The 13,473-nt window shown below is 62.6% G+C and carries 14 protein-coding genes; 12 read left to right on the top strand and 2 right to left on the bottom strand.

Annotation, left to right across the window (positions count from 1 at the left end):
• Positions 1 to 51: 51 nt before the first annotated feature.
• Positions 52 to 930 carry an AraC family transcriptional regulator gene (locus ACVZUB_RS26025; RefSeq protein WP_063315728.1) on the bottom strand — a complete coding sequence of 293 codons (879 nt, stop codon included), beginning with the start codon at positions 928 to 930 and terminating at the stop codon, positions 52 to 54.
• 154 nt (positions 931 to 1,084) lie between these two features.
• Between ACVZUB_RS26025 and ACVZUB_RS26020 the strand changes: the two genes are divergently transcribed.
• The 4 genes from ACVZUB_RS26020 (at position 1,085) to ACVZUB_RS26005 (ending at position 5,186) form a co-directional block, all read left to right on the top strand.
• The gene (locus tag ACVZUB_RS26020; protein WP_003940498.1) at positions 1,085 to 1,657 is read left to right on the top strand and encodes a peroxidase-related enzyme; all 573 of its coding nucleotides are present in this window, start codon (positions 1,085 to 1,087) and stop codon (positions 1,655 to 1,657) included.
• 133 nt (positions 1,658 to 1,790) lie between these two features.
• The gene (locus tag ACVZUB_RS26015) at positions 1,791 to 3,488 is read left to right on the top strand and encodes a hypothetical protein (RefSeq protein ID WP_482627886.1); all 1,698 of its coding nucleotides are present in this window, start codon (positions 1,791 to 1,793) and stop codon (positions 3,486 to 3,488) included.
• Positions 3,460 to 4,077, top strand: coding sequence for a sortase domain-containing protein (locus ACVZUB_RS26010; RefSeq protein WP_047272058.1), 618 nt, complete (start codon positions 3,460 to 3,462; stop codon positions 4,075 to 4,077). The genes ACVZUB_RS26015 and ACVZUB_RS26010 overlap by 29 nt, the downstream gene beginning before the upstream one ends.
• 26 nt (positions 4,078 to 4,103) lie before the next feature.
• Positions 4,104 to 5,186 (top strand): M20/M25/M40 family metallo-hydrolase, encoded by a 1,083-nt coding sequence (locus tag ACVZUB_RS26005; RefSeq protein WP_030536559.1) that lies wholly within the window; start codon positions 4,104 to 4,106, stop codon positions 5,184 to 5,186.
• On the opposite strand, the gene ACVZUB_RS26000 is transcribed toward ACVZUB_RS26005, so the two are convergent.
• On the bottom strand, positions 5,147 to 6,172 hold the full coding sequence (locus ACVZUB_RS26000) for a LacI family DNA-binding transcriptional regulator (protein WP_003939717.1): 1,026 nt from the start codon (positions 6,170 to 6,172) through the stop codon (positions 5,147 to 5,149). The two genes, ACVZUB_RS26005 and ACVZUB_RS26000, sit on opposite strands and share 40 nt — an antisense overlap.
• 234 nt (positions 6,173 to 6,406) lie before the next feature.
• Between ACVZUB_RS26000 and ACVZUB_RS25995 the strand changes: the two genes are divergently transcribed.
• From ACVZUB_RS25995 to ACVZUB_RS25960, 8 genes are read left to right on the top strand one after another with little or no spacing between them, the layout of a single operon-like run.
• Positions 6,407 to 7,249: a BtpA/SgcQ family protein gene (locus ACVZUB_RS25995; RefSeq protein WP_003940276.1), complete on the top strand. Its 843-nt coding sequence runs from the start codon at positions 6,407 to 6,409 to the stop codon at positions 7,247 to 7,249.
• A 2-nt stretch (positions 7,250 to 7,251) separates the two neighbouring features.
• The gene (locus ACVZUB_RS25990) at positions 7,252 to 8,151 is read left to right on the top strand and encodes a carbohydrate kinase family protein (protein ID WP_165638957.1); all 900 of its coding nucleotides are present in this window, start codon (positions 7,252 to 7,254) and stop codon (positions 8,149 to 8,151) included.
• Positions 8,148 to 9,155 (top strand): substrate-binding domain-containing protein, encoded by a 1,008-nt coding sequence (locus tag ACVZUB_RS25985; protein WP_019745494.1) that lies wholly within the window; start codon positions 8,148 to 8,150, stop codon positions 9,153 to 9,155. Before ACVZUB_RS25990 ends, ACVZUB_RS25985 begins: the two co-directional genes overlap by 4 nt.
• Positions 9,156 to 9,157: 2 nt before the next feature.
• A complete protein-coding gene (locus ACVZUB_RS25980) occupies positions 9,158 to 9,928 on the top strand; it encodes an ATP-binding cassette domain-containing protein (RefSeq protein ID WP_003939830.1) in 771 nt (256 codons plus the stop codon).
• Positions 9,925 to 10,968 carry an ABC transporter permease gene (locus ACVZUB_RS25975; RefSeq protein ID WP_007730024.1) on the top strand — a complete coding sequence of 348 codons (1,044 nt, stop codon included), beginning with the start codon at positions 9,925 to 9,927 and terminating at the stop codon, positions 10,966 to 10,968. The genes ACVZUB_RS25980 and ACVZUB_RS25975 overlap by 4 nt, the downstream gene beginning before the upstream one ends.
• Entirely contained in the window at positions 10,923 to 12,014 is a 1,092-nt protein-coding gene (locus tag ACVZUB_RS25970; protein WP_007730025.1) for a phosphotriesterase family protein, read from the top strand. Before ACVZUB_RS25975 ends, ACVZUB_RS25970 begins: the two co-directional genes overlap by 46 nt.
• On the top strand, positions 12,007 to 12,759 hold the full coding sequence (locus ACVZUB_RS25965) for a glutamine amidotransferase (protein ID WP_003939869.1): 753 nt from the start codon (positions 12,007 to 12,009) through the stop codon (positions 12,757 to 12,759). The genes ACVZUB_RS25970 and ACVZUB_RS25965 overlap by 8 nt, the downstream gene beginning before the upstream one ends.
• On the top strand, positions 12,756 to 13,382 hold the full coding sequence (locus ACVZUB_RS25960) for a TenA family protein (protein WP_218695752.1): 627 nt from the start codon (positions 12,756 to 12,758) through the stop codon (positions 13,380 to 13,382). Before ACVZUB_RS25965 ends, ACVZUB_RS25960 begins: the two co-directional genes overlap by 4 nt.
• The last annotated feature ends 91 nt before the right edge of the window (positions 13,383 to 13,473 follow it).

Below are 13,473 nucleotides of genomic sequence, written 5' to 3'. Positions count from 1 at the left end.
TCTGATGGCTCAGCCGCCGGGTCGTGACTTCCATCCGACCTGGCGGCTGTTTTACGCCCCGACGTCGTTCAGCTCGCTCTCGACCGGAATCCAGAGCTCGAACCGTGCGACGGTGAAATCGTCGTTGTATTCGGTACGCATGATCTCGGGACCAGGTACGGAGCGAAAAGGGTTGGCAGGGAACCATTCCGTGTAGATATCTCGCCACAAATACTGCACAGATTCGATTTCCGACCCGTCGGCGGTGAAGACGGCCCACGTGTGTGCGTCGACCGTCAGCACATCGAAACCCGTGGGTGAAGGTTTGCCGGTGACCACTCCCAGGTAGTAATCCAGTTCTGTGCCTTCGGTTCTGGGATGCGCCAAATTGTCGACGACACTGACGATTCCCGCCGGGTCCTGATCGGAGAGCTCGCGCAACCCTCGCAACGCAACCTTGTCCACGGAGCGGGTGAAATCTTCGATCGCAGAATTGGGACCTTCGTGAACCAATGGAACCCGGGTCTTGAACCCGACTACCGTCAGGGCAGGTTTGTCCACAAGCATGTAGTCCATCGGTGTGGCTCCTTCCAGTGTCACGTGAATGACAAGTTTCTGTTGGGATTTGAGAACGGCGGGAGCGCGTGTGACCGCGCCGGGGCTCACGCCGTGAAATGCGGTGAACGCTCGTGTGAAGGCCTCCGCGGACGAGTAGCCGTACTTCACGGCGGTCTCCAACACTCCTGATCTGCTGACGGACAACTCGGCACCAGCCAGGGTGAGTCGACGTCGACGGATGTATTCGGATACGGGAATGCCGGCCAGGGCCGAGAACATCCTCCGAAAGTGATACTCCGAGGTGGTTGCCAGCCTTGCCATCTCGGCTGTCTCGATCTCGCCGCTCAGATTGCTTTCGATGTAGTCGAGCGCGCGGTTCAGTCCGTCGATCATCGTGTCTTCCTGTTCACGGGTTTCACGCTACGCAGATCACTTGGGCCGTACCCGACTATCCGTGCCCGAAAAAGTAGGGCAGGAAATGCATCTGGACAACTCAGTTAATCATCATTATCTTGAATCGAACATCGATGGTTGACCAGGAGGCACAGTGAGCACCCGTTTTCCGCAGGCTGAATTGACCGAGGTGCCCGAGGACATCGCCGCCAAGATTCTCGAGATCCAGGAGAAGTCGGGGTTCGTGCCCAACGTCTTCCTGATGTTCGCTCGGCGCCCAGCCGAGTTCCGGGCATTCTTCGCATACCACGACGCGATCATGCTCAAGGAAGATTCCGCACTCACCAAGGGTGATCGAGAAATGATCGTCACCACGATCTCTGCGGCCAACAAATGTACGTACTGCGTTGTCGCGCACGGCGCAATTCTGCGTATCTACGAGAAGAAGCCGTTGGTTGCCGACCAGGTTGCGGTCAACTATCGCACCGCAGAGATCTCCGATCGTCAGCGCGCGATGCTCGACTTCGCCACCAAGGTGAACTCCGCCTCACACGAAATCGCCGACGCCGACTTCGACGCCCTCCGTGTGCACGGCTTCGGCGACGAGGACGCGTGGGACATCGCCGCGATCACTGCATTCTTCGGGCTCAGCAATCGCATGGCGAGTTTCTCCGGCATGCTGCCCAATCCGGAGTTCTACCTGATGGGGCGCGTTCCGCGGTCCTGATTCCTGCGGGTAGAGCAGCAGCTCTCAATTTTTCGGACCGACCGGTCGTAACGTCTGGAAGTCAGCCGACGAAGTAAAGGCTGTCCACGCCGGAATTGCCGTCTTCGTAAAGAAGGCCGAAAGGTTGAGCGCTATGTCGGAGAAGTCCATCGCCCATTCTCGGAGGGTCCGCTCTGCGGCCGCCGGTGCCGTACTAGCTCTCGGATTGGCGGTGGGCGGCACGGGAATTGCATCGGCAGAGCCGGAAACCGTGTGTACCCCGAGCGCTGATCCGCTGGTGACCTGCGCCGAGGAAGAGGCAGCTGCCACCACCGACGCCGACGCGGCGACGAGCACCGAGACCACGCCGGAGAAGGTTGAAGCCGGGGTCGCGGGCACGGGCAGTGCCGAAACCGCTGGTACGGACGCTGCAGCACTGGCGGAAGCCGAAGCAAAAGCCAAGGCAGCTGCCGACGCGGCAGCGAAGGCCGCCGAAGCAGCCGCGACGGCAGGGGTCGACTCGTCCGCAGCGACAGACACTTCGGTGAAGGCGACCGAGGCAATGACCCAGGCGAGCGTCGAGGCAACCAAGGCGGCGGTCGAATCGACCAAGGCCAAGGCGGAGGCCGGGGCCGCGGAACAGTCTGCCAAGGAAGCCGAAGAGGCGGCCAAGGTTGCGGAGTCCGCGGCGGCCGATGCCAAGGAGGTAGCAAAAACAGCTCAGGCAGAAGCCGACGCGGCCGCAGCCAAGGCTGCGGAACTCGAGGAGGCTGCGAAGGCCGCCGGTTCGGGGCCCAAGACCGAAGAGGCAGCAAAGGCGCGCGCCGAGGCTAATGCTCTGCAGGCCAAGGCCGATGAGGCGAAGGCTGCCGCGGATGCAAACGCCAAGCTGGTTGCGGACAAGAACAAGGAAGCCGAGGAAGCCTTCAAGAACTGGGATTTCGCGAAGGCAGCCGTCGCTAAGGCTCAGGCGCTGGCCGCGGCTTGGAACGCCAAGCAGCTCGCGATCACCGTCAAGGAAACTCAGAAGGTGGCCACCGCCGCTGAAACCACGGCCAAGGCAGCCGAGTCCGCAGCTGCCACCGAGGTAGAAGCTGCTACCGCCGCCCGTAAGGCCGCAGATGAAGCGGCGGCTACTGCGGCTTCCGCGCAGAAGGATGCCGACGCTGCGCAGAAGGCCGCGGAGACGGCCCAGGCCGAAGCCGATGCTGCGGGCGAGGCTGCCACCGACAAGCGAGCCATCGCCGACGAAAAGGCTGCCGAAGCCGCCAAGAAGGCCGAAGCTGCCGAAGCGGCGAGCAAGAAGGCGCAGGATCTCTACCTGGCCGCCGAAGACGCGAAGGCCGCAGCCGACGCCGCGGCAGCAAAGGCCAAGGAAGCTCAGGCCGCTGCAGCCGCCGCAAAGGCCGAAGCGGATGCAACGCAGAAGATCGTCGACGAGCTCAAGGCAAAGGGCGAGAAGGAGATCGACAACGGAACAGGCGTCGGCGGTGAAGTGATCATCGGTGAGCACACTGACGACGGCTCCGGGGTCACGAAGGTCGACGAGACCACCGCTGTAGTGAACAAGACCGGCGTCAAGCTGGTCGGCTACTACAACAACAAGGGAGCCTTCGACGTCGTCGACTACTACGTAACCGATGCCGACGGCGATCCGGCGCTCGCCGGAAGCCTGCCCCCGGTCGACCTTGCTCTCGGTGACACCGCAAGCAGCAGCACCAGCGGTAGCAGCAACTCCAACCTGCCGGCTGTATTGATCGGCGTCGGAGTCGTGGGCGCTGCCGCCGCAGCAGCTACGACGGTGGTTGTTCGTCGCAAGCGTCATGACGGCCCGGGCAACACGTCTGCGTAGCCTCGGTCTCTCGGCGGTAGCGATCCTCGCCCTCCTCGTATCCGGATGTTCGGGCGAGAACGCGGGATCGCTACCTGACCGCTCGCCGGTGCAGTCGCATATCGCGGCTGCACCGGCTTCGGTGACCGTCGATCCGGCAGAACCCGAGAGGATCGAGTTGAGGTCTGCGTCCGGGGTCACGTACCTGAGCAGTCCGTTGCACTCGGAGAAACTGATGCGCGGCGGCGAGAGTGGGCAGCAACTGAATCCCGTCGACGAACTGCCGGTGTGGTGGGGTGAAAGCGGAATGCCGGGAACGTCGACCACACAAACAGTTGTCGTGGTCGGCCACAACTACACCACTCGCGAAGCACCGTTCCGGGCGCTCCGGGTAGTGGAGCCGGGCGATCGAATTCTCCTGGGTACACCGAACGGCACACTCGAGTACGACGTCGAAACAGTCGGGCCGCTGCACAAAGGTTCGCTGCTGGGCGCTCACGAGTTGCGCGAATCGGTTCCGGGACGGCTGATCCTCGCCAATTGTGATGTCGTCGAAGGAGAGTCGACCGACGACAATTACGTTGTCATCGCCCAGCTGGCAGCGCACTGAATCCGTGGCAGTGCAAGAATAGGTACATGGATTCCCTCGGACTTCTCTCGGAACTGGTAGCTCTCGACACGGTCTCGGGGGAGTCCGCTCCTCAACAGCGGGCGATGGATTCGATTGTCTCGTTGGTTCTCTCACGTGCGCCACAGGCGAAGGTGGAGTCAGACCTGACCGGCAATCATCCCTGGGCCTTGATCACCAACGAAGCTGCACCCTCGGCAGCCAGACTCCTGTTCGCCTGCCACGTGGACACGGTGCCGGTGGGCACTGTCTCCGACTGGGAGTTCGATCCGTATGCCGCACAGGTCGACGGCGAATTGTTCCTCGGCAGAGGGACATCGGATATGAAGGCCGGCCTTGTTGCCGCTACTGCCGCGGTTGTCGACGCTTTCGAACGTGGAGTCCCGGTCGCGCTGTTGCTGACGAGCGACGAGGAAATCGGATCGCTCGGGGCTGTTCGTTCGGCCGACGCCGTTGCGAATCTCGAGGTCGGGGCCGTCATCGTTCCCGAGGCGACCGGCAATCGCATCAACCTGGGGCACCGCGGCGCACTGTGGCTCGAAGTGTCCGTCAAAGGAAAAGCCGCGCACGGGAGTACGCCGCAGCGAGGAACCAACGCCGTCCTCAAACTGCTTGACGTCGTCGACCGAGCCCGGCGTGAGCTTCCGCTGTCGTCCGACGCGTTTCTGGGTGCCGAAACCTGGAACCTCGGCTTGGTCGGCGGGGGTTCGGCTCCGAACATCGTGCCGGACAGTGCACGTGCGGTGATCGATCACCGCACGGTGGGAGACGGCGCCGACCTGCTCGCGTGGTGGCGAGCCCAACCAGAAGTCGACTCGGTGGAGACGTCGATTCATCTGGGAGGTGTGCGTACCGACGCGTCGGACCCGTGGTTGGCCACCCTGCCTATCCCTGTTGCAACCGAACCGGTTTCGTACTTCACCGACGCTTCGGTACTGGCCGCCGCCGCCCCTGGTGCTCCCGTCGTGATCTGGGGCCCTGGCACTCCCTCGCTGATGCATGCGGCCAACGAAAGCGTCAAGGTCTCCGAACTGGACGATGCGATCGCTGCTTACGGTGCGGTTGCCGCCGCTTGGCCGACGGTGGACTGACGGACAATCAGTTCAGGAGCAAGCGCGATGTGGGCTGTCGACTCGGAAGAGTTGTTCATCGCCTGATCCAGAAGTCGCACAGCTTCTTCCGCGATTCTTTCCTGCGGCTGCCCGACGGTGGTCAACGGCGGGTTGCACAATTCGGAGAACGGGATGTTGTCGAAACCGGTGACCAGAACGTCGCCGGGAACGTCGATGCCCAATGTGTGACACGTCTGCAACACGCCAAGTGCGATCAAGTCGTCGGCGCAGACCAGGGCGTCGGGGCGAGTTTTGCCGGTCAGGATGATGTTGGATGCCGTGCGCCCCCACTCGATCGAGTACTCGCCGAGTTGTGTCCACTCGTCACGAGTTTCGATGCCCATTCGATCCGCGTGGCGGAAGAAGCCGGCCCGGCGAAGTTCTGTTGACGAATTGGTCAGCTCGGAACTGATGAAGGCGGCTGATTGCGCGCCACGCTCCGACAGATGCTCCATCACCAGGGATTGAGCGGCGTCGTCGTCGACGCCGACCCAGTCCGTCTGGGTATCCATTGCAAACCGGTCCAGTTGAACGACCGGAAGCGTTGCCGCGCTGGCTCGGACGGCCTCGGCACTCAGTTCGCCGTGGCACGGGCTGATGATGATTCCGTCCACTTGCCGGGAGACGAGCGACTTGAGTCGCTGCGCTTCCACGTCGGGATCGGAACGAGAATCGCACAGGAACAGTTGTAGTCCGCGCCGAGCGAGGACGTGTTCGACGTTGACCACCAGCGAAGTGAAGAAGGGGTTCGCGATACTCGGAACCACCATTCCGACAGTGTCCGTCCGATTACGACGCAGTGAGCTGGCGATGATGTTTCCCGAGTATCCGAGAGAGTCCGCGGCTCGTTTGATCGTCGCTGCAAGCTCGTCCGAGACAGGGCGGGATCCGGACAGTGCCCGCGACACGGTGGCCGTCGACACCCCGGCCAGTTCCGCGACATCGCGAATGGTCGCCTTGCGCATGCGTCCCCCGTTTTCTGCTCGATTCGGGTCCGAGGTTATCGAACCGCACGGTCCAGTGTCCCGCATGTAACGCGATTGAGGCAATCGTTTACAAATTCGAATTGTGAAATCCTTGACACAACCCGGTGTTGATCGCATAACCTGCTAATTCATCAAGGCAATCGATTACATCGTGTGCAGATCTTGTGCATGGACATACAGCGCAAATCTTGCGCATGGAATGGGGTAGCTGAAGTGACCGCATCACCGCTCGGAGTCTTTCCGCCCAAGCCCTCGGCGCTGGCAGAGATGTTCACCGGCACGCCATCTCTCATCGGGGCCATTCACCTCCCGGCCCTGCCGGGCAGCCCGCACTACACCGGGCAGCCGGTTTCGGAAATTGCTCGCTTCGCCGTCGAGGAAGCACACGCGTATGTCGACAACGGTTTCGACGGTGTGATCGTCGAAAATCACTGGGACATACCGTTCCTCAAGCCCGGCGAACACGGATACGAAACCGCCGCCAGCATGGGAGTCATCACGGCAGCGGTGGTCGGCGAGTTCGGCAAGGCGGTCGGCGTCAGCATCCTGTCCAACGCCGGCGAGTGCGGAGTGGCCGCAGCGTGGGCGGCAGGCGCGAGTTTTGTGCGCGTCAATCAGTGGGCAAATGCCTACATTGCCAATGAGGGATTCATCGAGGGTCAGGCGGCCAAGACGACGCGCTTCCGCCATCGCATCGGTGCCGACCCGGTCCGGATCTTCGCTGACGTGCACGTCAAGCACGGTGCGCATGCCATTGTCGCGGACCGCACTGTCGCGGAACAGACCGAAGACGCCGAGTTCTTCGACGCAGATGTTCTGATCGCGACGGGTTCGCGCACCGGTGACGCCGCTTCGGTCGACGAGGTTTCCGTGATCCGAGACAACACCGTTCTTCCCGTGATCATCGGATCCGGCATCACGGCTGCCAATGTCGCAGCGCTGATGAAGGAATGCGACGGCGCCATAGTTGCATCCTCGGTGAAGGACAATGGACGCTGGTGGGGACGGGTCGCAGGCGAGAAGGTCCGCGAACTGTCCCGGGCCGCAGGAAAGTAACCATGATTGTCTTTTGTGGATACGCCAACAACGATGTGACGGTACATGTCCCACACGTACCGGTACTCGGTGAGCGCGTTCAGGCAACGGCCATCAGTCAGATCGACGGTGGAATGAATGCAAATGCTGCGGTATCCGCGGCCAGAATGGGCGCGCAAGTGATCTTTGCCGGTGCCGTGGGCCCGGACGCGCGGTCCACCGAGTTTCTCGAATCCCTCGAGGCAGACGGCGTCGACACCAGTTGGTCGCCGCGAGATGCGTTCCTGTCGACGGCAGTTGTTCTCATCGCGCAGGACGGCGATCGCTCAATCATCAGCCAGGACGACCCGAACGATGCCGAACGAATCGGGGTTGTCATCACCCGATTGGCTGCTGCCGGTGGTGGACGGCTGTTCCTCGACGGATACCGTGCGGGCTTCCTGCCAGAGGGATTGCCGGGAAGCGTAAGTCTGGTAATCGATCTGGACGGTTGTGAAAACAAAGCCGCGGCACTGCGCGCGTTCGCTCTGGCCGACCACGTCGTCGTAGGGCGTGCCCTGTGGGAAGGCGAGTTCGGGATCGGTTTCGACCAGTGGCAGACTCTGGCCGCCGAGCACCACACCCACCTGCTGGTGACCGACGGCTCGCGAGGTTGGACACTGGCCACACCGGACGGCGAGGTGACGAGCGAACCGGCAGTAGTGGTCGACGTCGTCGATGCCGTCGGGGCCGGTGATTGCTTCGGCGGTACGTACATCGCTTTTGTCGACGCCGGGCGCTCACCGGTGGACGCCGCACGACTCGCCGGGGCATCGGCTGCATTGGCTTGCGCCACCGCAGGCCCCCGCGGATGCCCCACCCGAGATGAATTGGACAGCTTCACAGCAACATTGACCCCTCACACCCTTTTGGAGACTCGATGATGAAACGTGCATTGCCTCTGGCGCTGGGAGCTGCAGTCGCGCTCACGCTCACCGCTTGTGACTCGGCTTCGTCGAGTGACTCGAAGGACGCATCGGGGGGCTCGTCCATCCCGCAGCCGACCCGGGTCGCCGAAAGCTGTGACGGGACGAACGGCAAGCTCAAGGTCGGTCTGGTGACCATCAACCTCCAGGCGCTGTACTTCAACCAGATCAACAATGCCGCGAAGAACGTCGCGGACAAGGCAGGCGTCGACCTGCAGATCATCAGCGGCAACGACGATTCCGTCGCGCAGGCCAACGCCTTCGACAATCTGATCGCCGCCGGAGTCGACGCGATCATCGTCGATGCAATCGACACGGACGGAATCAAGCCGTCGGTGGTCAAGGCCAAGAACGCGGGCATCCCCGTCGTCGCGGTGGACGCGACCATCGACGATCCGGCACTGTCGACTCAGGTCGGTACGGCCAACGCCGAGGGTGGTGCCAAGATCGGAAACACCTTGGCCGACGTCGCGAACAACACCGGAACGGTCGGTATCGTCGGCGCGCTCAACAGCACTGTTCAGTTGGAGCGGCAGAAGGGCTTCACGGAGACCGTGACCGGCCGCGGAATGACCGTCGGCACCGTCGTGGACGGACGTAACATTCAGGAGAACGCACAGACCGCGGCGGAGAACCTGCTGACCGGCGGTGGCGACATGAAGTACGTCTACGCAACCGGTGAGCCGGCACTGATCGGTCTCGTCGCGGCGGTCAACAGTCAGAAGGCGCAGGATCGCATCGAAGCAGTCGGTTGGGATCTTTCGGATCAGGCGGTAGGCGGACTCAAAGCCGGTTGGCTTAAAGGCGTGGTCCAGCAGAACACCTTCGAATTCGGCCATGAGGCAATGAATTCGGCAATCGACCTGGCTTGCGGACGCGGCGCTCCGGCAAACATCCCGGTTCCCACCCAGATCGTGACCCCGGAGAACGTGGCCGACTACATGTACTACTTGGAGAAGTAATCATGGCACCTCCACTGATCGAACTCTCGGGCATCACCAAGTCGTACGGACCGGTGAAGTCCCTTCAAGGAGTGGACCTTCGGCTGGCGAAGGGTGAAGTACTCGGAGTGGTCGGCGACAACGGCGCCGGTAAGTCCACTCTGATGAAGATTCTCGCCGGTGCGGTTCAGCACGACGGTGGCGAAATGCGCGTCAACGGTGAACCAGTGCGCTTTTCGACGCCTCTCGACGCCCAGCAGAAAAAGATCGGAATCGTCTACCAGGATCTGGCTCTGTGCGACACGCTGGACGTCGCCAGCAACCTGTTCCTCGGCAGAGAACCGCGAAAAGGCCCCTTCCTCGACCGGCATGCCATGCACGAGAAGGCGGCTCACATTCTTGCCGACCTGCATGTCAAGGTGAAGTCGACCTACCAGGAGATCGGGCAACTGTCCGGCGGACAGCGGCAAACCGTCGCGATCGCCCGCGCAGTCTCCTTCCGCCCAGACGTACTGATCCTCGACGAGCCCACCGCAGCGCTTGCCGTCGCCGAGGTCGAGTCGGTGCTCAAGCTGATCACGGACGTCGCAGCGGCCGGCGTGGGCGTCATTCTCGTGACACACCGCCTGCAGGACCTGTTCCGCGTGTGTGACCGAATCACGGTCATGTACGAGGGGCAGAGTGTCGACGACGTTCCGATCGGCGACCTCAACATCGAGTCCCTCGTCGGACTCATCACTCGAACTCCGGTGCCGCAACGGACATCGGCAGCAACACAGGGAGCCACGGCATGACCACTCTCGAGAAGACCCAGGCGCCGATCGAGCGCAAGCTCGCCGCGAAACCCTCCTTGTGGGACAGCGTCAACAAGCCCACCCTCGCGATGCTGGCGGTGACAGTTGCTGTCGCAGCCGTCTTCTCGGCGACCACGTCGTCGTTCCTGACATTCACGAACCTGTCGAACCTGGCAACCCAGATCGCTCCGGTTCTGATCATCGCGGTGGCGATGACTTTCGTGATCACGGCAGGTCAGATCGACCTGTCCGTCGGTGCGATCGTCGCGTTCGTCGCGGCGATGAGTGCCGAGCTTATCCAGGCCGGCGTCGATTCGTCCCTGGTCTTCGTCGCCGCCCCGGTGATGGGTGCGGCCTGGGGCCTGGTCAACGGATGGCTCGCTGCCTATCAGGGTATTCCGCCGTTCATCGTGACCCTGGCGACGATGTCCGTCATTCGCGGTATCGCGCTGTATCGGACCGAAGGATTCTCCGTTCCGGTTCCGGCCGACACCTACTTCGCGAAGCTCGGAACTTCGGAATTCCTCGGGTTCTCCGCCAGCGCCTGGATTGCTCTCGTCGTCGTGGTCATCGGAGCAATTGCGCTCAACCGCATGCGCTTCGGGCGCTACGTCACCGGTATCGGTTCCAACGTCGAATCCGTACGACGGTCCGGTGTCAACACGCGTCGTGTGCTCATGATGACGCTCGTCTTCACCGGCCTGGCTGCCGGCATCGCGGGACTGCTGATCGCGGCTCGACTGGGCTCGGGTTCGGCCAACTCCGCAACGGGATTCGAGCTCACCGTGATCACCGCGGTGGTTCTCGGTGGCACCAATCTCTTCGGCGGTCGCGGCACCGTGATCGGTACCGTCATCGGCGCCGTCCTGACCGGAATCATCGCCAACGGATTGACCCTGCTCGGCGTGAGCCCGTTCCTGACGCCGATCATCACCGGTGTCGTTCTGCTACTGGCCATCTGGATCAACATGCGCGGACACACGCTGAGCGCGCTGTGGCGACACCTGCAGTCCGCACCGTCGGGGCCCGCACGCTCATGAGCAAGGTTCGTACTGTCACGGGAACTGTGGACAGCTCGGAACTCGGACTGGTTCTCCCACACGAACATCTGCACAACGACGTCACCGGTGCGTACACCGAGGCCCCGGATCCGGTTGTGGCACAGCGGTTGGCCGGTCCGGTACGCGCCGAGGATGCCTGGCTTCTTCACGACAATCCGTACTACAGTCTCGACAATTGTCGAGTCGACGACGGATCGGCCGTGGTGGAAGACCTTGCGGACTTCGCCCGCCTCGGTGGTCGGACGATCGTCGATCTGACACCGCCGGGACTGGGCCGGGCACCGGAGAAGTTGGCGGAGTTCTCGCGAAAGTCAGACGTGCGAGTGATCATGGGTTCAGGGTGGTACCTCGAGACGACCCATCCGGTCGAGGTCCACGAACTCGGTGTCGACGATCTGGCAGGTTCGCTCGTCGAGGAGTTCGATCCGGCAAAGGAATTGGCTCCTGGCGTGATCGGGGAGATCGGAGTCTCCCCGCTCTTCACTCAGAACGAGGCGAAAGCGTTGCGGGCGGCATGCATCGCCCAGCGCGAGGTGGACGTGCCCCTGTTCGTCCACCTTCCGGGCTGGCAGCGCGTGGGACATCACGTCGTCGACATCGTGGTCGACGAGATGGGCGTCGATCCGCAAGCAGTGGTCCTGTGCCACATGGACCCGTCCGGACACGACGCCGACTACCAACGATCGCTCGCCGACCGCGGTGTCTTTCTCGAGTTCGACATGATCGGGATGCCTTTCGATTTCCCCGGCGAGGGTCTTTCTCCGCATCCGGCGGAAACAGCCACTGCGGTAGCCGGATTGGTCACCTCCGGTCACGCATCACAGCTCCTGCTCAGTCACGACCTCTTCCTCAAATCAATGCTCAGAAAGCACGGCGGAAACGGATTCTCCTACGTACCACTCGCCTTCGCCGCCCGATTGGTGCGCGCAGGCGTAGATCCCCAGCAAGTGTCCGCATTGATGCGAGACAACCCGAGGTCGCTCTTCGAGCAGGCCGCGAAAGGAAACAGAAGCAGTCATGGGTAAACGAGTACTGATCGCCGGCGAGAGCTGGATGACGACGTCGACGCACGTCAAGGGCGTCGACGAGTTCAGTGTCCATTCCTACGTCGAGGGAGTCGGCCCGCTTCGGGATGCGCTCACCTCACGTGGCCACGACGTGACACACATGCCCGCACACCTGGTGCCGACGCAGTTCCCCGGTACCGCAGAAGCACTGTCGCAGTTCGACGTCGTCGTTCTCTCCGACATCGGAGCGAACTCGCTGCAGCTGGCTCCCGGCGTGTTCGACCAGTTCCGCGCCGGCGAGGATCGCCTTGTCGCGCTTCGTGACTGGGTGAACGCCGGCGGCTCACTGATGATGATCGGTGGTTACCTCTCGTTCTCCGGGTTCCAGGCGCGAGCAGCTTTCCGCCAGACCGCGATCGCCGAGGTACTGCCCGTGACGATGCTGGCCGAAGACGATCGCGTCGAGACACCGGCTGGGATCGTTCCCACCGTCGTCGATGCTGCTCACCCGGCTCTCGGTGGTGCCGGCGATTCCTGGCCGGCGCTCCTGGGATACAACCGCGTCGTCGCGAAGGACGGTGCCGTGGTTCCCGCCACCATCAACGGCGATCCGCTTGTCGCTGCCGGTGAATACGGCGCCGGACGCTCGATCGTCTTCACCTCGGACTGCTCGCCGCACTGGGCTCCGCCGGAGTTCTGTGAGCAGTGGCCCGGATACACCGACCTGTTCGACGGCTTGATCAGTTGGGTCGCCGGCGAATGAGTCGCTCCTCAGACCTGCTCGCGCGGCAGCAGAGTAATCTCGCTGCCGCGCGGGCGGTTCCATTCATCGAGGACACCATCGGCGGGACGTTGAGTGATGAGGGATTCCGCCGGTACCTCGTGATCGAAGAGGCATTTGTACTGACGGCCGTCAAGGTGTTGGGGTTGGTGGTCGCCGAATCCCCGACGCTCGACGACGCGCTCGACCACGTGACGTCGATGTCGAACCTGGTGGGCGAGCAGCGCGAGTATTTCGCGCAGTTGCGTTCCCGCTTCCCGTACGAGGGTGACGCAGCGGCGCTGGTCGAGGAGTCGGCCGTGCTGTCGACGCACGCCTTGACTCTCGCTCGCGAAGAGGGCAGGGCGGCGGCGCTGGTGGGCATGTACGCCGCGGAAACCCTGTATCTGTCGTGGTGCCGGGAGGCGGCGGCAGTGAAGGTAGATCGCGAACCAGCGTTGCAGGACTGGGTGGACATGCATGTCGCTCCGCCGTTCGTGTCCCAGGTGGCGGTGCTGGCGTGCGAAGTGGACGCCATGCCGAAGTCCGTCACCGACGAGGACCTGGATCGGTGGTTCTCGGGCATGCTGGCCGCAGAGATCGATTTTCACAACGTGGTGGTGTGAACCACTGCTGTGCGCCTTTATTAACCCCCGGCGGTTAATAAAGGCGCACAGCAAAAGGCCCGTAGGTCGCTTTCGCAATCTACGGGCCTCT

This window comes from Rhodococcus sp. OS5 (genome assembly GCF_056837585.1).
Note: the sequence above shows the minus strand (reverse complement) of the source record. Positions and strands in the feature narration are given on the sequence as shown.